Raw genomic sequence first — 21,947 nt, forward strand, 5'->3', positions numbered from 1 at the left:
GGGCACCTACTTTAATTAAGAGTCATAATTATTATAAATTACTGATATAAATTTACAATAAGAACTCTTGTTTCTACTTTTTTTTATGAGAAAATTTAGTTTTCAATTTATTGAACCATTTTCGGCTTGGATCTCGACGTTTTTTGATTTGATGACCCGTCACGTATTCTTGAACAACTGCATTGATGATTCCGCCCAAAATGATGATCGTAGCAGCAAAATTAAGCCAAAGCATGAGTACAATAAAACTTCCTATGATCTGATAACCGCTGATCCTCGTTGCAAAATACCTAGCATAGATACTAAACACTTGTGATAACAGCATCCAGCCGACAGTAGCGAAGATCGTGCCCGGAATGATCGTCTTCAACTTCAACTGAGCATTAGGGACAATTAAATAAATCAAGAACATGATGACAAATAAAGCTACCAATGTGATTGGCCACTTCAAAGTTTGGAACTGATCGATAAAGTTCACGGGTATTTGTACGATTGGCTGAATAGCATCCAAAATCAGCTGTCCCAACCCAAGAACGATAGTTACCCCACTAATAGCAATCATGAACAAGACAATGACAATTAGTGAGAAGAAACGGACGATCAAAAAATTTTTTCTATTTTCTACGCCATACGCTTTATTCATCGCAATTTGCAAAGCATTGATACTTTGACTTGCAGACCATAAAGCCGCTAATGCAGAAACGGATAACAAGCCTCCTGAACTTTGTGTCAAAAGGTCTTTGATTGCAGGACCGATAAACTGGTAAACGGTCTCAGGAATCACTTCTCGTAAATAGGTCAGTACAGTCTCTTGATCGATGTGGAGAAACGGTAAAATATTACCAAAAGCAATAATCAATGGAAATAAAGACAAGAGTAAATAATAAGCAACGACGACAGAGGTCGTACTCATTTCTGAATCAGTGATGCGCTTTTGAGTCGTCTCAATAAAGCGCATCAGATTTTCATTTTGTTTTATTTTGTTCCAAACTTTCATGTACCTCTCCCGTACCTATTGACTGGCTAGATCAATAAGTGCCTTCTTCTCCTTGTGATGTCAAAATTCTTGGACCATCTTTAGTAATAGCCAATGTATGTTCATATTGGCAAGAAAGTCCGCCGTCTCTTGTATACGCAGTCCAGCCGTTAGGATCCATTTTCATTTTCCAAGTTCCGGTATTAACCATAGGTTCGATCGTGATAACCATGCCTTCTTTCAACCGCAACCCTTTTCCAGCTTCTCCGTAATGAGGAACTGCTGGTTCTTCATGAATCGTAGGACCAACGCCATGACCAATAAAATCACGAACGATCGCTAGATTTTCGCCTTCTACATAAGTTTGGATAGCATGACCGATGTCACCAATCCGATTCCCTACTTGTGCTTGCTCAATACCGATGTACAAAGCTTTCTTCGTTACTTCCATCAATCGGTCGATCTCAGGTGTAGATTCTCCAACTACATAGGCCCAACAAGAATCAGAAATGCCGCCTTTCAAATCGATACACATATCGACTTTTACCAAATCACCGTTTTTCAAAGGCTTTTTACGAGGGAATCCATGACAAATTTCATCATTTATACTGATACAAGTCGCATATTCATACCCTTCAAAGCCAATTTGCGCAGCAATTCCGCCATGACTCTCGATATAGTTTCTGACAAATACCTCAATATCCCAACTTGTGATTCCTGGTTTTATAAAATCACGCAGATTTTTATGTACATCTGCTAATAAAGCTCCAGATTCTGCCATCATTTCAATTTCACGTGCTGATTTTAAAGTAATCATATTTTCGTCTCCTTTTTACAAATCCCTCTCATTTTAACATAGCGGCATACATTTAGCCAAATGACATTCCCCAGGTGTCTCTAGGTTTTATTTTCTTTTCAATGATGTTTTGGTATAATTCATAATTGTTAAATAATTATAAACGAGGAGGCACATCATGGCTTTAGCAAAAATCGTATATGCTAGCATGACAGGAAACACTGAAGAAATCGCCGATATTGTTGCAGAAGCATTTGAAAATCTGGATATCGAAGTCGAAATCAACGAATGTACCCAAGTAGATGCAGATGAATTCGAGGAGGCAGATATTTGCGTAGTAGCTACTTATACATACGATGATGGCGATTTGCCTGATGAGATCGTAGACTTTTATGAAGACTTGCAAGAATTGGATCTATCGGGAAAAATTTACGGTGTCTGCGGATCTGGTGATACTTTTTACGATGAATTCTGCAAATCGGTGGATGATTTCGATGCTGCTTTTGCAAAAACAGGCGCATCAAAAGGAGCCGAAAATGTTAAAGTGGATCTGAATGCTGAAGAAGAAGATATCGAAAATTTAGAAGCTTTCGCTAAAGAACTAGTCGCAAAAATTTAATATACTTGCAAATAAAAGAGCCATCCAGATTTATTCAATCTGTACGGCTCTTTTATTCATTGCATTCATGGAAGAGTTCTTCGGGAGTTAAAAATGCATACGCTGTAAGAAAAACGAACTTTTCCTTATTTTGACACATCTCTTGTTATCTACTGATTTGTGGAACTTTTGAGTATATTCAATCGATTTCGATTGGTTCTTTGAATTTCAAGATAGCATCTATACTGTCTTGGATCATCTTTTCAATCTGTTCATCAGTTGGATGGATGATGCTTGAAGACATCAAAGCTGCGATCCCAGTAGCTATGATCCATGTCCCATTATACAAAGATTCGATCTGCTCTTCTGAAAGATTCACATAAGCTGGATCGCGTTTCACTGTATTCACAAAGTAAGTATAAGAGAAATTCTGCATCTCTTTTCCTCCACCATATTCTTCTAAGTACAGTGAACGATACAACTTCTTCTCTCTTCTTGCAAAATGGATATAATTAAAAGCAAGATCGATAATCGTATTCCCTGTATGCTCAACAGTGAACACTTCATATTGTAAATGATCATAGATCTGCTCAAAAAGAGCTTGTCTCAAGTCATCCATATTTTTAAACTCAAGATAAATCGGTTGCGTGGAACAATTCATTTTGTTCGCGATGTTTCTCGCAGTAAATCGTGTAAATCCATCGGTGGCAGCTACTTCATAAGCAGCTGCCAAAATCTGTTCTCTAGTAATCGTCTTTTTTCTTGCCATATTTTTTTAATCTCCTTAATTTTTTTATAACGCTTCCACCATTGATTAATTTCATTGTAACATGTTTTTTTTGATATGCAAAATTAGTTTTTGATTTTCTTCACAAGCTGAAATAGCAAGTAGTAACATATATCATGAAACTTAACCTTAAAAAAATAACCTCCTTTTTTTATTTAAAGCCTCATTGTTTGAATCATAATTAAATGGTATCATGCTAATAGTTACCAGAAAAAATGGTGAGGAGGAATTTTTATTATGTTATCTGATTTTAATGAACTTCTAAAAAAATATGCACGCTTAATTGCAGAAACTGGCGTAGCCACAGAAAAAGGACACACAGTTGTTTTACAGATCAGCGTGGAACAGGCACCCCTTGCTCGATTGATCACACAAGAAGCTTATAAACTAGGAGCCGCTGAGGTTATCGTTCAATGGACTGACGACCAGATCCAAAGAGAATTTCTTTTACATGCTGCAACGGATCGTATTGAGAATGTACCACAATCTAAAATCGATCAAGCGGATGAATGGCTTGAAAAAGGAGCAAGCAGGATCAGCGTTGTTTCTGCCGATCCCGATGCATTTGCTGGTGTAGATAGCCATCGAGTAGCGTCTTATCAATCAGCGAATGGCAAAGCACTAATGAATTTACGCAAGGCAACTCAAGCAAATAAAGTCAGTTGGACTGTCGTGGCTGCGGCTGGTAAACAATGGGCAGCAAAAGTCTTCCCAGAACTGCCAGAAGAAAAACAAGTTGAGGCATTATGGGATCAGATTTTCAAAACGACTCGTGTCTATGAAGAAGACCCTGTCTTAGCATGGAAGAAGCATGATGAAAAATTAGCAAAAAAAGCAGAAGAATTGAATCGAGAACAATTTTCTGCCCTTCACTATACTGCTCCCGGTACAGATATCATTATCGGATTGCCTAAAAACCATCTTTGGGAAGGCGCTGGAAGCTATAATGCTCGTGGAGAAAAATTCATGGCAAATATGCCGACGGAAGAAGTGTTCACAGCACCTGACAGTCATCGAGTAGATGGTTACATTTCAAGTACAAAGCCACTGAGTTATGCTGGCACCATCATCTCGGGTATGAAATTTACTTTTAAAGATGGAAAAGTTGTTGATTTTTCTGCCGAACAAGGAGAAGATGTCTTAGCAAAACTGCTTGATACAGATGAAGGTGCGCGTCGTTTAGGAGAAGTCGCACTTGTACCTGACCCTTCACCTATTTCTCAATCTGGCATCATCTTTTTCAATACATTATTTGATGAAAACGCATCGAATCACTTAGCACTAGGTTCTGCTTATGCCTTCAGTGTGAAAGGCGGTACAGAAATGTCCGATGAAGAATTAGCAGAAGCTGGATTGAATAGAAGTCAAACCCACGTAGATTTCATGGTAGGATCTGACAAGATGGATATCGACGGAATCCGTGAAGATGGCTCTACAGTACCGATTTTCCGAAATGGCGATTGGGCTTGAGTATACTTTCGCACACATGCAAAAAATAATATAAAGCATAGAATAAAGGATCTAAGCTATTGGCTTAGATCCTTTATTTCGCTAAACAACCCCACCGTTTTTTTATATGGTACTTTGAAAAGGAAAGTTGTAAGTATTAACCCATCAGCTATTACTAAAAATAATAAAAAGTCATCTCCAGTTCATTCCCATTGGCTTTACGTAAAGCTTCAAGTTATACCGCTAGAGTTAAGAACGATATATCTTTCGTTGGATAGGACTGGTATAAGCCAATCGAAATCGTTTAATTCGAATCTGTTGAAGTATGAAAATCAACTACACCGTCGACCTATTAAGTTTTTCTTTAGTAATCAATTTTTGCCTATTCTCTCTTCGACTGTTTATTGATGGACTAAGACATACGCATGCATCTATTTTACTTTATCAAGGAGTAAATATACTTAGCGTATCGAAACGTTTAGGCCATAGCAGTTTAGAAACTACAATGTCTACTTATCTTCATATTGTTCGAGAACTTGAAGATCAGGATAAAGAAAAAATCAATGCTGTGTTCGATAGTTTATATAAAAATGATAACTAGTTCGGCACATTTTTGGCACAAATACAAAATAACCCCCTGTACCGCAAAGGATACAGGGGTTATTTGTACGTTCCTGACTGGAATTGAACCAGCGACCTATCGCTTAGGAGGCGATTGCTCTATCCTACTGAGCTACAGGAACAATTTCAATAAATCAATTGTAGCTTGTTTGTTTTTTACTTGCAAGCTTATCTGCTAAAAAAATCAGCTTATAAGTTAGGCAAAACGTTTCCACTAGTCCTTAACAGATGATAAACTAGAGGTAGAATGAGATAATGTAGGGAGGTGTTCTTTCCAATGAATGATAAGCCAAAAGAAAAAGTATACGCAGAACGCTTAGATTCATCTAAAAAAAATCGGGAAAAGATTACGAAAGAAGCAATCCAAGACCACAAAAAAGAAAACCCTAAAACAAAAGAAAACAAAAAATTCAAATTTACGAAAAAAGAGGATTTACTTTAACATTTTCCTTCAAATGCCAAATGAAAAACAAAAGGGTGGTGACAAAAATATTGTCATCACCCGTTTTTTATCAAAAATAGTCATTAAGAATTGGCTGTTGCTGTGGCAAGATTGAGCTTAACGTTTCTTCATATTCTTTTGTCACCTGTATTCTTTCTTGGAATACCAACTCTTCCACTTTACGATACCCTAATAATAGCTGCGTGATATGTTGGATACTTCCTCGAACGATTGGGAGTTTTGTTTGTTCTACTTTTGAGAGATGATTTTTTCCATTTTCGATTGTTACTTCCACGATTCCTTCATTCCATTTCGCATAATGATCTTCTTCTATTTGTAGGGCAAATGCAGCTTGTCTCTTTTTAAATGGATAATTTTCCAAAAACAAAGAAATATCTACGATCCTCGCCATCATATAAGGTGTGATCATTACAGAAGCAAATGGATTTTCTAATAGATAATTTTGATCATTACCGCCGTAGCCGCATGAATATTCAAATGTTTCAAAAGCACCATTGTGAGAACTTACGAAGCGAACAAGGCTGCAAAAAGCATCATGATCCAAAAATCCCCACTCCGCAATAATAAAGGAAGACGTTGCAAGCTGATAAACGATATATCCCGTTGCTTCCTCATTATCATCAAAATGCAAAGCAAACTGGTAATTGCCTTTTTGCTTGAATTTATACGTATACCACCAGTCTTCGCGCTTCAGACCAGCTCGTTGGTTTTCCGGCATCTGTTCATAAATTCTTCTGATTGCAGCTTTTGCATCTTCAAAATCCATACGCTTTATTTTTCCAGATTTTTTTTTGATAAACGGCACATCACGACTGTTTAGTTGATAACTGATTTTATCAAATGATTGTTCATAGCCATAGCGCCGATAGAAGGGATAGGAGAATGGCGCCAGATAAGATAAGCTTACTTTACGATCACGGCAATCTTCAAGGATCTTTTCCATGATCTGATTGATCCCGCCTTGTCCCCTTGCTTCTGGATAAGAAGCAACATAGCCAATGCCGGCCATTAGGTACTCTTGTCCGTAAAAATTCACTGGAAAAGGGGTCGCCATGACTTGACTTGTTAGCCGATCCTCCTCATCAAAAAATCCGTAATTCCAAGAATTCTCCGCAAGTGTACGAAAACGTTCTCGCCTTTCAGGTGTATCTGCCCCATTAAATGCATAAGTGGCTAAATCAAACATTTCCTCAATCGAAGATACACCTAGCTCTCTTACTTTGTTTGTCATTTTGCTGCCCCTTCCTACAAAAAAGCTAGTGAGGATTCACAGGAAAGATCTATCTTCCTATGAAAAATTCCTTCTAGCTTACTTCATTTTTCAATAACTAAATAGTACCATGTTTCATTGATTTAATACGTTGCTTCGATCATATCTAGCATTTTTTTGAAACGTCTCCGTTTAAAATACATCAAGATTGTTCCTAAAAGCATATCATTCAACTTTTGAAGCATGCCATAAGACTCCATTTTTTCTGTGTAATGAACCTCACAGGTCGAATCGTCCAATGGTTTGATTTGATAATGAACGACGAATTCATTCTTCGTTGTCGATGTACGAAACTTATAAGACTGGTTTTCAATGACTTCTTCGATTTTTATGCGAGCCCGGTTATTTTGCGAGAATTGTTTGACGTACTCCAAATTTTTCAGCTGTTTTCTAGTTACTGATTTGCCGGTCGCTTTACGTACATCGAAAAGGACAGAGTCCATAACTTTATCGTAAAAAAACGATGCTGGAATATTTAATTTTTTCGTGATTTCCATTAGTTATTTTTCTCCTTTGCTTCTTCTCTTTTTTTTCCCTTCACGAAGAAATAGATTCCTAATCCTGTTAGAAAAAGACCTGTGACCATACTATACAAATCATACCTTTGCGAATGTGGATTCAAACTATACAACACGATCAAAGAACCAATACTACATAAAAATAAACCGTTTTTTATCATCTCAACCATCCTATCTTTTTAAACCATTTTCTAAACAGCTGTTGATTGAAAATAAAGGACTGTTCCCCAAGGCTGTGCTTTGATCAGTTCCTTTGCTTTTTTAGCCGCAACTTCCGGATCTTCTGCACTTGTTTCAAAGAACAGCTTGATTCCTTGTTTTTCTTTAAATGTAAAAGTCATTCCTTCTTCATTGTATCCTTCTAACAATTCTTTGATTTCATCTTGTTGCATTGCACTGGCAATTGTAATCATTTCAGTTCCTCCTCGAAAATTCATTATGAGGAACGAAACTTAAAGCGTTCCGCTCCTCACGTTCATCTTATTGTTGTTCTCCTGCGGCAGGGTCCATTTTGTTTGCAGAGATGACAAATGGTGCCCAAATCAAGAAAGTCACGACCATACATACTAATGTTACGATCGGTGCCCGCCAATCCGCACCTGTTGCTAAGAATGACAATAAGAACGGCGGTACTACCCATGTGACTTGCTGCGATACCGGAGCGACTAGGCCAAGATAAGTAGCTGTCCATCCAATTGCTGTTGCTACTACTGGAGCAATCAAGAATGGGATAAACATGATTGCATTCAATACGATTGGCAGACCAAACATCACTGGTTCGTTGATATTGAAGATACCAGGCCCAATGGATAATTTAGCTACTGTTAGATAATCTGCACGTTTAGAGAAAATCAAGATAGCTATCAGTAAGACGATCGTTCCGCCTGATCCGCCAAACCATGCAAAAGCATCGAACGATCCGCGGACCCACATATAAGCTTTTCCATCTTCGATTGCATCTAACACGGCTGGTGTACCAGTTTTTCCGTTATAACCTTTTTGGAAAATATCAATATTGATTAGTTGTGCTTGTCCCCAGATTCCCTCTAGCACTGGTGCCAATACATTTGGTCCATGAATACCAAAGAACCAGAATACTTGAACAAATACTGTGACGATCAATACTGCTCCCAACCCTTGAGATAATCCTAGGAATGGTTCTGCAATATATTTTTGCACCAAATCAATGATCAGTTGCCCATCAGCTACACGACCTACGATATAATTGATAATAGCAATGACGTATAAAGCGATCGTCGCTGGTAAAATGGCTGCAAATGCTTTAGATACTGCTGGTGGTACTGAATCAGGCATTTTGATCGTAATGTTGGCAAGCATCAATTTACAAAAAATAATGACTGAAATAGCTCCCATGATCATAACTGTAAAATAAGCGTTTCCATTCAAATGATCTAGTTTTAGCCAACCCCATAATCCAACTGACAGTGTGCCATCTGCAATCGTTGCACCAATCTCAGAACTATTAATTGCATCTGCGACATTTGAAGGAACATTCACATCTAATGCTGCTGATAATGCTGGACCAAAGGAAATACCTTGAATCAAGGTAGCTAAACCAACGATCCCCCCAGCTAGATCATTTACTCCATAAGCTCGGGCAAGATTATACCCCCAAGAAAAGGCAAAGATCAATCCGGCGATTGCTAGTGTACCGTTCCAGACAAAACCATTGATTCCGATGATGACATTCAATACGGCAAAGATTCCTTTGTCTGCTGCTAAACTGTCAGCATAGGTACTGTTAAACTGTTGCGGTAAATCACGAATAATTGCATTGATCATTACAGCGACTGATCCCGCCATTGTTGCGGGCAGTGTGCCGATAAAAGCATCACGCAAAGCAACTAAATGTTTTTGCGCTCCGATTTTTGCGGCAACCGGTAGGATGTATTTCTCCATCCAACTTGATAGTCCGTTCATTTTTTACTTCCTCCTATAAGTTTTTTATATAAAGAGAGTTCTCCTTATAACAAAATAAAAAATCCGTTCAAAAATTTTTCTTCTTCCGTTCAAAAAAGAAGTTGTATTTATTCGCTGTATACGCGACGATAAAGTTCGATGATTTCTTTTGCTAAATCAGTAAATGCAATAGATGTCATTAAGTGATCTTGACTGTGAACAGTCAATAATGTCACTTGCATATGATTTCCTTGTGCTTCTTGTGTCAACATGTCTGTTTGTGCATGATGCGCTTGTATAAGTGATTCTTCTGCATCAGCGATTTTCCTATCCGCTAACTCAAAATCACCGATTTTAGCAGCCGCAATCGCTTCCATTGCATCGCTCTTTGCATTACCGCCAAACATGATTAACCCCATGATGGCTTCTAGATTTTGTTGATCTTCCACGTTGTTATACCCCCAACTGCATACTTGATTTATTTCATTAGATTTTCTGCTTGTGCAAGAACTTTTTCTCCGTTCATCATGCCATAGTCTTGCATATTGATGACATCTAATGGAATACCTTTAGGCGCAAGTTTTTGTTCAAATTGAGCTTTCATGAAACGTACTTGAGGACCTAATAATAATACATCGACATTCTTAGATTCTAAATTATTATCTGCATCTGAGGCAGAGACCGCAAAAATATCGGCTTCCATCCCTTTTTCTTCTGCTGCTTTTTGCATTTTTGTGACCAATAAACTCGTACTCATCCCTGCTGAACAAACTAACATGATTGTTTTTTTTGCCATTTTTAACACTCCTTTTATTTTTTTACACTTTTATATAACGCAAGAAGCATGCCAATAAAAAAAAGAGCTGAAATAGCGTTTTCATGCTTTTTAGCTCTTTTTTATAGTGCGCACACATATGTTTAGTGTGTAAACAGTATGATTAGTGTGTTCATTTTTTTATTTTATTTTCAAGAAACATTTGTGTAAGAAATGCGATATCATCTTCTGGAATTTTTACCTGATATTTTCGTTCTAGTGCCATCAAGTTTGCCCGAACGATATCCATTTCCAAACGATAAATTTTTGAGAAAATAGACAGTTTCTCAAATTGCCGATGGCTTTCTTGTTTGATCAATCCGTCTAACATGAAGGCTAAATGGATAACGATTCCAGTATCTACTCCAGGTTCCACGATAATCGACAAATCGGTCTGGATCTGCTGAACTGTCTTTTGCAATGAACGGATCAGTTCATCAATAGAAAAGACATCGCTTAATGATCCAGAAAGTGAATCGACAATTTTAGCTGTCGGGATCTCATCATCAGCTATACGCTTTAAAATATTTAGTTTTTCATCATCAAAAACGTCATAGGCTGAAAAAAATGGGATATTTTGATAATCAACATCAACTGTTCCCGCAATTGCTTTGATCTCATATTCTTCCAATAAGGCATCGATGTGTTTTTTGAATGATTCACGTTCTAAAAACTGCATCTGGATCAGTTCTACCTTATTTTGATTAATCACTGGCATAATACGCTGATATAATTTGGCAGCTACTCCCTCACCAGTAAAGCATGTCACGATTACGGCTTTTTTACGCTGTAAAGTTTCAAATTTTTCCGCTTTGAACTGATCACGTACGATCGATTCAAAGGAAAGCTGGATATTTTGATAAATGTCTTCTAAGCTTCTTCCAACACTTGCCATCCGTATCGCTTCTATTACAATCATGGTACTTGTCATCGTGATAGCTTTCGTCCGAATGCCAGTCTCTTCATAAATCAAATCACTGAAGGTGTTTAATGATCCCATATCTGTTAACAAGAGTAGACCATTCGTCAAATGCTCTTGATAGTTTTTGACATATTGTAACACTTCTTCATACATTGTTTGAACTTCCATAACCAGTGGCATATTAAAAGCTTTCCCTACTTTTGTTCCTAATAGTTCTTGTGCCATCTCCAACATGCTTGAAGCAGTCTGTCTGCCGTGCATCAATACGAGAACATCTACTTTGTTTTCTTTAACAGGCTCACTTTCTCCTAGATTGATAGAAAGAAACATACTAATAAAGCCGATTTCATCAAAAGGAATCTCAACTTGTTCTTCTTCTTCAATGATTGTCGAAAGATCAATTGCTACCTGGAATTCCCTCTTAAAATTTTTCCGTACGTTATTCAAATCTGGGTGGACGATCATATGACCTTCTCTCACACGATCCAATGTACTTTGCAGATGCAAAGCAAAAGCAAAACGAGCTTTTTCATTATAAATACGGTCTAACCGTTTTTCAGCCACATCATACAATTGATTGGTTAACCGCCAGATTTCATCTGGCAAAAGATCTTTGGGAATCGAACTTTTAGTCAATTCTTTGACATATGTCTGGAAATAAGCATCCACATCTTTTGAAATGAGGGTCTCTAGATCAATGTTCTCCACACCGGTTTCGGAAAGAGAAGTGACTTTTTCCTCAATATCGTTATAGACCTGCATGTTTCGTTCTGGATCTTGTGACCAGACAACATCAGCAAATCCTGGTTCAAATGTCAAATACTGACTTTTGCTGTCCATGAATCGGTCGAGACGTTCCGGTATTTCCTTGATTTTCAGTAATCCTTTTTGTACTTGAAGGGAAAGTTCTTCTTTTCGAATGATTAGCTTTTTCTCATGATGAGTACGGTAATGTAAAAAAGATTTTGCACAGACTAGTTTCAAGTCTCGTTTCACTTGACCGATATTTCCTTCCGCATCATAAAGCATGAAGGCAAGAATCGCTTCTTTTTCGATATCGATACGTTGATTCAAACGATTCGCTTCTTGTTTGATAAAAAGAGAGATGATTTCATAACGCTCATCCAGTGAACGTGAAGAAAGATTCGGCAAGGTGATTGCCATAGGAATCCGTCGATTGAACGTAGATAAGAAACTTTCTGAAGATTCAGTCGTCGCCCCAATGATCTGAACAGATGCTTCATGTACTTGTGCACTTTCTCCAAGCGGACGGTAAATACCTTTATCAATGAAAGTAAACAGCATTTCCTGCCCTTCCGGCGGTAAACGGTGGATCTCATCTAAAAACAATATACCGCCGTCTGCTTTGGCTATTAGACCGGGACTATCTTGAGCTGCTCCTGTGTAAGCCCCTTTTTTGATCCCAAAGATGTGTCCAAAGAGCAGTTGCGGATTTTGAGCATAATCCGCACAATTGAAAGAAACAAATGGCGCATCTGCAGAAAGCATCTCTGAATCGATTGCAAAATGATACATACATTCAGCAAACATCGACTTCCCTGTACCAGTTTCTCCAAAAATAATCGTATGCAACCCCCGCGGTGGATAAAGAATCGCAGCTTTTGCCTGCTGTATGCTGACTTTTAAAGAATCATTTTCTCCAACGAGTGTTTCAAAAGTCACTTGCGTAGAAGAGTCGACATGCACTTCATCAGATTTTGACTTTTCCGTTGGCAAAGAGTAAACGACTGGTCGGCCAGCGGTTTTTACAATATGATGGGCCTTGTATAGTTCACTTAAATATCGGCTTGCATTGCTTCGATCGATAGTTAAGCGCTCAGCTACATCACTTGCTGTCAATCCTTGTTGGTTTTCTGTCAATAGCTGCAAGATCTCTTCTTGACGTTCTTTCACATAACCCCTCCTCTGGCAACCAATTTTGTTCCCGTTTTCATAATCATAGCATAAAAAGGCGCTTATTTGCGCCTTGCTCCTTTATTTCTCTCTTTTTTTGATTTATTTTTAACTTTTTTTCTTATTTTTTCTTTGTTATATTCTGGGTTCTGCTCCTTTCCATAAAAAGTTTTCGCATACTTTTTATTTACTGCAGGAGCTGCATCTTCTTTGGTTGGCTGCTCAGTTTGCAGCTTACCTCCGTATAAAAAAATCTCTTCAAGTGTTATATTTGATGGACGTAAAAGCCGTTTTAAATCTCTTAGATTATTATCTTGTACGAGTGTAATTACTATTCCTTCATTACCCATTCGACCAGTTCTTCCCGAACGATGCAAATAAGCTTCTTCACTTAACGGAACTTCTGCATTCACTACATAAGGAAGACCTGTAATATCTAAACCTCTAGCCGCCACATCTGTGGTCAAAAGTGCTCTGACCATTTTCTTTTTGAATTGTTCTAGCGCTGCTTTTCGGAGTAGCTTGTTCTGATCAGAGGCCAGACTTCCTACCGGTACACCTCTATACAGCAATTTTTCTTCCATTACGCCTAATTCAGTCAGTTGATTAAAGAAAATCAGACCATGAAAATCTTCTATATGCGTGAGACGTCTCAAGTAGTCATCTTTCTTTCGTATCGGTACACGTAAAAAGTAATGTCTCAGTCCTTTTCGAGAATCGTCCTCTGCTGTCACGTCAATTGTCTCAAACGTTTTCCCAGTGATTTTTTCAATGCTTTCAAGGGAACGATCTGCTGTCGCTGAAAAAAAAGCTAGCTGATACTCTGTTGGAGCTTGATGAAGAATTTGATCAATGATTTGGCTGTTCCCAGCGTCAAATAGCTGGTCTGCTTCATCAAATACCATTGTTTTCACTTGATGTGCTTTTATTTTTTTTGCTTTCATCAATTCCAATATTCTTCCTGGTGTACCAATCAAGATTTCTGGTTTTTTCTTCAACCCCTCAATCTGACGTTTGACGTTGGCTCCGCCCACCAAAGATTGGACTTTCAACTCTTTGTCTTTTCCCCATTCACGTGCAACATCTGCTACTTGAATAGCTAGTTCTTGAGAAGAAGCAAAAATGACCAACGCACTTGCTTCACCTGGTTCCACGTTTAGTAGTAGAGGCCAAAGATAAGCCAGTGTTTTACCTGAACCTGTAGGAGAAACCGCTACTATACTTTGTTTATTACTTAGTGGCTGAAAAACTGCTCGTTGAATAAGAGAAGGTGAGATAAACCCTTTATCCTCATATTTTTTCTGCCAATTTTCGGGAAATACTTGTACAAATTCGTTCATTAAAAATCTTCCTCATTATCTGCATCGAATTTGATGCCGCCATTTTTTCTTAAATCATAAATCACTTGGTTCACATTTCTAGCTAGCTCGATCCACTCTTCATACAACAATCCCCAAGCTGGATCTTTCGGATGAGCCATGACATTGGCAAAATCCTCTGCTTCATCTGCCATTGGATTTTCTGCAGCTGTTACCGCCAAATCAATGATTTCTTTATGCGCGCGATCATGAAATTGTGCTTGTTCAATTGCATTGACTCCATTCATCACTAGCGTTCCTGAGTCAAAATAAATCTCTGACGGTAAATAAGAATCACCGATTTTACCTGGCTGGATCGATACATCAAAATTCTCATAACGTAAGATCCCCCATCCAAGACCATCTACACCAGTAGAAATCTTTCTTGGGAAATAATGGACTTCTTTTGGCATTCCAAACCAAGCAACAGCTGCATATACAAGGTAAACACCTAAATCCATCAATGCACCACCTGAGAAATGAGTCGAGAAGATATTCGGTTCTTCTCCATCTAATACTTGGTCATAGCGCGAAGAATATTTCATATAGCTGAAATTTGCACCGATTATCTCGTCTTTTAATGGTAAGTAATCGGCAATCTTTTTAAAACCTGATTCATGGATATTTCTTGCTGCTTCAAAAAAATACACATTGTGTTCATTTGCCAAATGGATGATTTCATCCATTTCTTTTGGCGTCGAAAAAGCTGGCTTTTCAACTATCACATTTTTTCCTGCCAAAATTGCTTGCTTAGCTTGACTAAAGTGAAGACTATTCGGAGAAGCAATATAAATGGTGTCCATATGAGTAATATTGAAAAAAGTCTTCAAATCTGTTGCGAATTCGATATCCCCTTCATAATGAGAACCAAATTCCTGTGCTTTTTCCAAATGTCTAGAATATACCGCTGTCAATTCATATTTTTTTGTGCTTAAAGCTGCTTGGACAAATTGATGAGTAATCCAATTTGTTCCGATAATACCTAAGTTGATCATTATTTTACCTTCTTTCTATTGTATAGGATCTTCAAAAGGGATATCTACATCAAATGGAATGGCCTGCTTGACAGTTACCTCATCTGCCGATACTTGACAATTATAGGCGAGGATTTGAACTCCGCTTTGCTGCGCATGTCGAACCATATCAGCTAGTGCTGGTTGCATTTCTTCATGGATCGTTGCCAGATGAAGATGTTCGAATTGAGCAATAAACAAGACATAAGCGGCATAACCATCTTGTGCGGCATACGTTAATTCTCCTATATGTTTCAATCCTCTGAGTGTGGGCGCATCAGGAAAAGCACCAATCGCTTTATTTTCAAGTGTCATACCTTTGACTTCAACAAATGCTTTTTGTCCGACCACCGTCTCTAAATAAATATCAAATTTGGAGTGAAGATAAGTTACTTCACGCTTGTATACCGTAAATGGACCAGTTAATCCTGGTAAAAGGATCGTGCCGTCTAAAATACCATCAATTGCCAGCCGATTAGGCAATTGACTATCGATATTAAACCAGTCACCCTTCTTTTTTACAGCAATCAGATCATAGGCGGTTTTCCGTTTAGGTCCAGGAGCAAATACAATAGCCACTTCAGCGCCTGGTATCAGGACCTCTTTTCCTCTACCTGTATTTTTGACATGCGCAATAATTATTTCTCCGTCTTTTTTCATACAATGTGCTATAAACCGATTCGGGCGGTCAATAAAAAAAGCTATTTCCACTTGCTGATACTTCAAATTATGTCACCTTTCTTCCTACTATGTATCCTATCATAATTTGTAGAAAAACAGTAAAAAAACCAGTCGAAAGTCTTAGAGAAATTTTAGCTTTTATTCGGTACAATGAAATAAAGAAGAAAGAATATGTCTATGCGATTATTTTCTCATAAAGGAGTGATTTGGTGATAAAAAAAATGATCTATTTTCTTGGTTCACTCATTACCGTTCTCTCAAGTTTTATTTACTTGAAAAAGAAAAAACAAGCGGAAAAGTCAGAAGGACTCTCAAAGTATCAAGGTACATGGTTCTTTAGTGATAGCCAGCAAAAACAACAATTACAGATTACATCTGATTACACGTTTTTGATCAACGGTCAGTCTCTTGGCACATCTGTGGTAGAAATAGATGAATATCGTTTAGTCGTACGTGATCAGTATGGTTTTTATCTTATCTTTTCTTATCCCGAACAAACTCTTTATGACGAATCTGCAGACACTTCATATAAGTTGTTATCTGAAAAATAGATCCCTCCCAATGTATATATATATCCTTTATAAACGAAAGAATGAGTCTTCTCTATCATCTTTCGTTTTTTGTTGTAAAAACGTCTAAAAATCCTTTGTTTTTTATTTAGAAAAATAGTCAATTAACGTTTTTTTTGTTACACTTACTAATGATGGTTTTTTACCATGAAAGGATGATCGAATATGACACCAAATCGAGAAGATTATTTGAAAATCATTTTAGAACTAGGTGGAGATACAACGAAAGTCAACAATAAACAAATCGTATCTAGTCTAGATGTCTCAGCTGCATCTGTCAGTGAAATGATTTCTAAACTTGTGAAAGAAGAGCTTGTAGAACATTCCCCTTATCAAGGTGTACAATTGACTGCAAGCGGACTGCAAAAAGCTAGCAGTCTGATTCGCAAACATCGCTTATGGGAAGTTTTTTTAGTTGAACATTTAGACTATAGCTGGAATGAAGTCCATGATGATGCCGAAGTATTGGAACATGTGACTTCGGAACATCTTGCAGATCATTTAGAAAACTATTTGAATCATCCTGAACATTGTCCTCATGGAGGATCGATTCCTAAAAAAGAGGAAGTTGTCCATGAAGAACGCCGACAAACCTTGGAGTCCTATCCTGTCGGTACAAAAGTGCGTATCGCACGAGTGCTTGATGAAAAAGAATTGTTGGATTACTTAGTCACTATTGACCTGAATATCAACGAAGAATATGAGATCGTTGACATCGCAGCTTATGAAGGACCGATCACTATCCAAAATGATAGAAAGAAAATCCCCGTCAGCTTCAAGGCGGCCAGCACGATTTTTGTCGATAAAATATAAAGGAGTGTATCCACATGTCTAATGAAAAAAATGTATTGTTTACGATATTCGGCGGTACAGGTGACCTAGCCCAGCGTAAATTGTACCCGTCTTTGTTCCGCCTTTACAGAAAAGGAAATTTAGGCGAGCATTTTGCTGTAATCGGAACCGCTCGCCGTCCCTGGAGCGATGAGCACTACCGTGAAGTTGTCAAAGAAACAATCCGTGCATTGAATCCTTCAGATGAAGAAGCAACTACCTTTGCAAGCCATTTTTACTATCAATCCCATGATGTAAATGATTCAACGCATTATCAGACATTAAAAGAATTGTCTGACCGATTAGATGGACACTATCAATTAAACGGTAATCGTGTCTATTATTTGGCTATGGCACCTCAATTTTTTGGAACGATCGTTTCTCATTTGAAATCACAAAATATTATGACAAAAAATGGCTTCAATCGTTTGATCATAGAAAAACCGTTCGGTTCTGATTACCAGTCTGCTTTTGAATTGAACCAGCAAATCAGAGAAGTATTCCCAGAACAAGATATTTTTAGGATTGATCATTATTTAGGAAAAGAAATGATCCAAAACATCTCAGCTATCCGTTTTGCCAATAATATTTTTGAGGCTCAATGGAACAATCGCTATATCGACAATATCCAAATTACTTTTGGCGAAAACCTCGGTGTAGAAGATCGCGGGGGCTACTACGATCATAGTGGCGCACTTAAAGACATGGTGCAAAATCATATTTTACAGGTTGTAGCATTACTTGCAATGGAACCGCCAGTAGCATTTTCCGAAAAAGAAATCCGTACAGAAAAGATCAAAGCATTGAAAGCTATCCGCATTTATAACGAAGAAGAAGTGTTAGAAAACTTCGTTCGCGGGCAATATGCTCAAGGTGAATTGGATGGTGTACAATTCAAGGGCTATCGCGAAGAAGACAAAGTGGATGCTCAATCAGAGACTGAAACATTCGTCGCAGGCAAATTCACTATCGATAACTTCCGTTGGTCAGGTGTTCCTTTCTATGTACGTACAGGCAAACGTTTGACTGAAAAAGGGACTCGGATCAACATCGTATTCAAACAAGTTCCTGTTAATGTATTCAAAACATCTGTCGATGAACCATGTGACGATACGACACTTCCACCTAATGTTCTAACGATCTATATTCAGCCAACTGAAGGATTTTCTTTATCCTTGAATGGGAAAGAAGTAGGGCAAGGATTTGAAACGGAACCAATTAAATTGGAATTTAGAAATAGTGCAGAAATGGTTGAAAATAGCCCAGAAGCTTACGAAAAATTACTATTAGATGCGTTGAATGGTGATGGAACGAACTTCTCTCATTGGGAAGAAGTCGCTCAATCTTGGCATATCGTGGATGTCATTCGAAAAGCTTGGGACCAAACACAACCGGATTTTCCCAACTACAAAGCTGGATCAATGGGACCTAAAGCAGCTTTCGAACTACTTGAAAAAGACGGATTCGAATGGATCTGGCAACCAGATAACTGGTATCGTGAACGTGGAAAATTAAACGATTGACAACAAAGGGGGTGTGACAAAGAACATGTCACACCCCCTTTTCCCTTTTACTTTTCTTCGAATCCTTCAGCTACAGCTTCAGGATAGAAGTCTTCAACGATTTTTGCACAACGACCGCATAGATGAGGAAGTTTTTCATCTACTCCTACATCTTTACGAACTTGGCGACAGCGATCGCAAGTTTCCCCGTCTGCTTTTTCCACTGTAATAGCAACATCATCAAATACCATAGCGTTATCTGGCACTTGTTCATCTGCTGCCATAACTTCAAAGTAGTCTGGTGAAACGATCAATAATTGTGCAATATCTGCATCCAAAGCTTTTAACATTTCACGAACTTGTTGTTTTGGATAAACAGTTAGTTTTGCTTCCAAAGATTTACCAATCAATTTGCTGTTTCTTGCTTCTTCCAATGCTTTTAAGACATTATCACGGAAGTCCATGAAAGCAGTCCAGGTATCCATCAATTCTTCTTGGTTTGCAAACTCTTCATAACCAGGAAACTCGCTTAACTGAACGTACTCCTCTTCTTCTTTCAGGAATGACCAGATTTCTTCTGCTGTATGCGGAATGATAGGAGTCAATAATTTTGTCAAAGCTACAGCTGTTTGATAGAAAACAGTTTGCATGCAACGACGTTGATAATCATCTTCTGCTTCAATATAAACTACATCTTTAGCAAAATCCAGGTAGAATGACGATAGATCAACCGTCAAGAAGTTCATAACTGTACGGTAAATATGCATGAAGTTATATTTGTCGTACCCTTCTTCTCGGATTTCTTTGATTACTTGGTTCAATCGAACGGTCATATATTTGTCTACAGAACGTAAATCATTGTACGAAACAGTATCTTTTTTAGGATCGAAATCTTCTGTATTCGCTAATAAGAAACGCATCGTATTTCTGATTTTACGATATACTTCTGCCACTTGACTTAAGATATCCATAGAAACACGAACATCTGCTTCATAATCTACACTAGATACCCATAAGCGAAGGATATCTGCACCAAATTGTTTGATCACTTTTTCTGGTGCAATGATGTTTCCTAAAGATTTACTCATCTTACGGCCTTCACCATCTAAAGCAAATCCTTGAGAAATAACTGATTTGTATGGTGCTACACCATTGATAGCCACACTAGTCGTGATACTTGAGTTGAACCAGCCACGATATTGGTCTGATCCTTCTAAATACATATCTGCTGGGAATGATAATTCTGGTCGCTGACGTAAAACAGCTTCATGAGAAGAACCAGAATCAAACCAGACATCCATGATATCTTTTTCTTTTGTAAATTCGCCATTAGGAGAACCTGGGTGGGTAAATCCTTCAGGAAGAAGTTCTTTCGCTTCTTTTTCAAACCAGATAATTGATCCATGTTCAGCAAATAATTTTGCCACATGTTCGATTGTTTCTGGTGTGATGATTGCTTCTCCATTTTCAGCATAGAAAATCGGAAGTGGTACTCCCCATGCACGCTGACGGGAAATTACCCAATCGCCGCGGTCACGGATCATATTATACAAACGTGTTTTACCCCAAGGGATAACCCACTCTACTTTTTCTACTTCATCCAAAATATTCTGACGGAATTTATCGATAGATGCAAACCATTGTGGAGTTGCCCGATAGATCACAGGCTTTTTCGTCCGCCAATCGTGAGGATAACTATGAGTAAAGAAATCTAGCTTCAGCAAAGCTCCTTTTTCTTTTAATAGATCAGTGATCATAGGATTTGCTTTGTCATAAAAGATTCCTTCAAATCCAGGTGCTTCTTCTGTAAACAATCCTTTTGAGTCTACAGGTGACACTACAGATAGTTTATATTTGCTACCAGCGATATAGTCATCTTCCCCATGTCCTGGAGCAGTATGGACTAATCCAGTACCAGCGTCTAAAGTAACATGATCGCCTAAAATCACAAGTGATTCACGTTCATAGAATGGATGACTTGCAGTCATATATTCCATTTCTTGTCCAGCAAATTCTTTTAGAACTGTTACATTTTCCCAACCGATTTCTGATTGGACTGTTTCTAGCAAATCTTTCGCTACGACAAACTTACGGCCATCGGCTTCCACCAATACATACGTAAATTTTGGATTTACAGCAATACCTTGGTTTGCTGGCAATGTCCATGGTGTTGTCGTCCAAATGACAAAAGCTGTATCTTCATCAAGAATATCTTTGCCGTCTTTGACATTGAAAGCTACAAAAATAGATGGAGATTTTACATCTTTATATTCAATTTCAGCTTCCGCTAAAGAAGACTCACTTGACGGAGACCAGTAAATTGGTTTCAATCCTTTGTAAATATAGCCTTTTTCAGCCATTTTACCAAATACGCGTACTTGTGCAGCTTCATAAGAAGGATCTAATGTAACATAAGGATGTTCCCAATCTCCTGCAACTCCTAGGCGTTTGAAATCTGCTCGTTGCTTATCTACTTGGGAAAGTGCATATTCACGACATTTTTCCAAGTATTCTGCCATGGACATTTCTTTACGTTTCACGCCTTTATTAGCCAATACTTGTTCAATCGGCAATCCATGTGTATCCCATCCTGGAACATATGGTGCACGATAGCCAGACATTGATTTTGAACGAATGATAATGTCTTTACTGATTTTATTCAATGAATGTCCTAAATGGATATTACCATTGGCATATGGAGGTCCATCATGAAGAACAAAGCTAGGTTTTCCTTCGTTCAACTCTTGTCTTTTTTGGTAGATTCGATTTTCTTCCCATTCTTTTTGCCACTCGCCTTCTCGGTTTGGCAAATTACCACGCATAGGGAATTTTGTTTTTCCTAATTGCAAGGTTTCTTTCATTTTCATTCAACCATACACTCCTTTGTTTGTTTTCCGGACACAAAAAAGCATGTTCAGCCGCAAGGGACGAACATGCCGTGGTAC

At 38.1% G+C, this 21,947-nt stretch carries 21 protein-coding genes, 1 tRNA gene and 1 pseudogene; 7 read left to right on the plus strand and 16 right to left on the minus strand.

The features are described 5' to 3' along the window. Nucleotides 1-73: 73 nt before the first annotated feature. Together OZ002_RS07840 and map are read right to left on the minus strand one after the other, a co-directional pair. Nucleotides 74-997: a YihY/virulence factor BrkB family protein gene (locus tag OZ002_RS07840; RefSeq protein WP_002286461.1), complete on the minus strand. Its 924-nt coding sequence runs from the start codon at nucleotides 995-997 to the stop codon at nucleotides 74-76. Between the two features lie 31 nt (nucleotides 998-1,028). Continuing rightward, nucleotides 1,029-1,793 (minus strand): type I methionyl aminopeptidase, encoded by a 765-nt coding sequence (gene map / locus OZ002_RS07845; protein ID WP_002294533.1) that lies wholly within the window; start codon nucleotides 1,791-1,793, stop codon nucleotides 1,029-1,031. A gap of 157 nt (nucleotides 1,794-1,950) precedes the next feature. On the opposite strand from map, the gene OZ002_RS07850 reads away from it, so the two are divergent. Next, a complete protein-coding gene (locus OZ002_RS07850; protein ID WP_002297963.1) occupies nucleotides 1,951-2,391 on the plus strand; it encodes a flavodoxin in 441 nt (146 codons plus the stop codon). A 178-nt stretch (nucleotides 2,392-2,569) separates the two neighbouring features. On the opposite strand, the gene OZ002_RS07855 is transcribed toward OZ002_RS07850, so the two are convergent. Next, entirely contained in the window at nucleotides 2,570-3,139 is a 570-nt protein-coding gene (locus OZ002_RS07855) for a TetR/AcrR family transcriptional regulator (protein WP_002286467.1), read from the minus strand. A 255-nt stretch (nucleotides 3,140-3,394) separates the two neighbouring features. Between OZ002_RS07855 and OZ002_RS07860 the strand changes: the two genes are divergently transcribed. Continuing rightward, nucleotides 3,395-4,627, plus strand: a complete 1,233-nt coding sequence (locus OZ002_RS07860; RefSeq protein ID WP_002286469.1) for an aminopeptidase — start codon at nucleotides 3,395-3,397, stop codon at nucleotides 4,625-4,627. 382 nt (nucleotides 4,628-5,009) lie between these two features. Beyond that, nucleotides 5,010-5,207 (plus strand): annotated as a pseudogene (locus OZ002_RS07865) (tyrosine-type recombinase/integrase); the annotation flags it as partial. 68 nt (nucleotides 5,208-5,275) lie between these two features. On the opposite strand, the gene OZ002_RS07870 reads toward OZ002_RS07865, so the two are convergent. Next, nucleotides 5,276-5,349 (minus strand) — tRNA-Arg (locus OZ002_RS07870). Nucleotides 5,350-5,504: 155 nt separating this feature from the next. Here OZ002_RS07870 and OZ002_RS07875 point away from each other — a divergent pair. Continuing rightward, the gene (locus OZ002_RS07875; RefSeq protein ID WP_002286676.1) at nucleotides 5,505-5,669 is read left to right on the plus strand and encodes a hypothetical protein; all 165 of its coding nucleotides are present in this window, start codon (nucleotides 5,505-5,507) and stop codon (nucleotides 5,667-5,669) included. Between the two features lie 70 nt (nucleotides 5,670-5,739). On the opposite strand, the gene OZ002_RS07880 is transcribed toward OZ002_RS07875, so the two are convergent. The 11 genes from OZ002_RS07880 to sfsA form a co-directional block, all read right to left on the minus strand. Further along, nucleotides 5,740-6,921, minus strand: coding sequence for a GNAT family N-acetyltransferase (locus tag OZ002_RS07880; RefSeq protein WP_002286589.1), 1,182 nt, complete (start codon nucleotides 6,919-6,921; stop codon nucleotides 5,740-5,742). A 122-nt stretch (nucleotides 6,922-7,043) separates the two neighbouring features. Further along, entirely contained in the window at nucleotides 7,044-7,457 is a 414-nt protein-coding gene (locus OZ002_RS07885) for a DUF3284 domain-containing protein (protein ID WP_002286592.1), read from the minus strand. Then, a complete protein-coding gene (locus tag OZ002_RS07890) occupies nucleotides 7,457-7,639 on the minus strand; it encodes a DUF3188 domain-containing protein (RefSeq protein WP_156249174.1) in 183 nt (60 codons plus the stop codon). The genes OZ002_RS07885 and OZ002_RS07890 overlap by 1 nt, the downstream gene beginning before the upstream one ends. A 30-nt stretch (nucleotides 7,640-7,669) precedes the next feature. Further along, complete coding sequence (locus tag OZ002_RS07895) at nucleotides 7,670-7,891, minus strand: hypothetical protein (RefSeq protein WP_002286598.1); 222 nt, start codon at nucleotides 7,889-7,891, stop codon at nucleotides 7,670-7,672. A gap of 67 nt (nucleotides 7,892-7,958) precedes the next feature. Next, nucleotides 7,959-9,419 carry a PTS sugar transporter subunit IIC gene (locus tag OZ002_RS07900; protein ID WP_002286601.1) on the minus strand — a complete coding sequence of 487 codons (1,461 nt, stop codon included), beginning with the start codon at nucleotides 9,417-9,419 and terminating at the stop codon, nucleotides 7,959-7,961. Between the two features lie 107 nt (nucleotides 9,420-9,526). Continuing rightward, on the minus strand, nucleotides 9,527-9,847 hold the full coding sequence (locus OZ002_RS07905; protein ID WP_002286604.1) for a PTS lactose/cellobiose transporter subunit IIA: 321 nt from the start codon (nucleotides 9,845-9,847) through the stop codon (nucleotides 9,527-9,529). A 29-nt stretch (nucleotides 9,848-9,876) separates the two neighbouring features. Then, a complete protein-coding gene (locus OZ002_RS07910) occupies nucleotides 9,877-10,194 on the minus strand; it encodes a PTS sugar transporter subunit IIB (RefSeq protein ID WP_002286606.1) in 318 nt (105 codons plus the stop codon). 151 nt (nucleotides 10,195-10,345) lie between these two features. After that, complete coding sequence (locus OZ002_RS07915; RefSeq protein WP_123849746.1) at nucleotides 10,346-13,048, minus strand: sigma 54-interacting transcriptional regulator; 2,703 nt, start codon at nucleotides 13,046-13,048, stop codon at nucleotides 10,346-10,348. 62 nt (nucleotides 13,049-13,110) lie between these two features. Further along, entirely contained in the window at nucleotides 13,111-14,388 is a 1,278-nt protein-coding gene (locus tag OZ002_RS07920; protein WP_123849745.1) for a DEAD/DEAH box helicase, read from the minus strand. Continuing rightward, complete coding sequence (locus tag OZ002_RS07925; protein WP_002286612.1) at nucleotides 14,388-15,401, minus strand: Gfo/Idh/MocA family protein; 1,014 nt, start codon at nucleotides 15,399-15,401, stop codon at nucleotides 14,388-14,390. The genes OZ002_RS07920 and OZ002_RS07925 overlap by 1 nt, the downstream gene beginning before the upstream one ends. Nucleotides 15,402-15,416: 15 nt before the next feature. Continuing rightward, the gene (sfsA, locus tag OZ002_RS07930) at nucleotides 15,417-16,145 is read right to left on the minus strand and encodes a DNA/RNA nuclease SfsA (protein WP_002286614.1); all 729 of its coding nucleotides are present in this window, start codon (nucleotides 16,143-16,145) and stop codon (nucleotides 15,417-15,419) included. A gap of 164 nt (nucleotides 16,146-16,309) precedes the next feature. Here sfsA and OZ002_RS07935 point away from each other — a divergent pair, with 164 nt between their 5' ends. The 3 genes from OZ002_RS07935 to zwf all read left to right on the plus strand — a co-directional run bounded on the left by OZ002_RS07935 (nucleotide 16,310) and on the right by zwf (nucleotide 19,023). Next, nucleotides 16,310-16,651, plus strand: coding sequence for a DUF4828 domain-containing protein (locus tag OZ002_RS07935; RefSeq protein WP_002294538.1), 342 nt, complete (start codon nucleotides 16,310-16,312; stop codon nucleotides 16,649-16,651). A 183-nt stretch (nucleotides 16,652-16,834) separates the two neighbouring features. Further along, nucleotides 16,835-17,482 carry a metal-dependent transcriptional regulator gene (locus tag OZ002_RS07940; RefSeq protein ID WP_002286616.1) on the plus strand — a complete coding sequence of 216 codons (648 nt, stop codon included), beginning with the start codon at nucleotides 16,835-16,837 and terminating at the stop codon, nucleotides 17,480-17,482. A 14-nt stretch (nucleotides 17,483-17,496) separates the two neighbouring features. Then, a complete protein-coding gene (gene zwf, locus OZ002_RS07945; RefSeq protein WP_002286618.1) occupies nucleotides 17,497-19,023 on the plus strand; it encodes a glucose-6-phosphate dehydrogenase in 1,527 nt (508 codons plus the stop codon). A 47-nt stretch (nucleotides 19,024-19,070) separates the two neighbouring features. On the opposite strand, the gene ileS is transcribed toward zwf, so the two are convergent. Next, nucleotides 19,071-21,869: an isoleucine--tRNA ligase gene (gene ileS, locus OZ002_RS07950; protein ID WP_002286621.1), complete on the minus strand. Its 2,799-nt coding sequence runs from the start codon at nucleotides 21,867-21,869 to the stop codon at nucleotides 19,071-19,073. Nucleotides 21,870-21,947: the final 78 nt, after the last annotated feature.

The sequence above is a fragment of the Enterococcus sp. E4-150 genome (assembly GCF_035726465.1).
Taxonomy (GTDB): domain Bacteria; phylum Bacillota; class Bacilli; order Lactobacillales; family Enterococcaceae; genus Enterococcus_B; species Enterococcus_B faecium.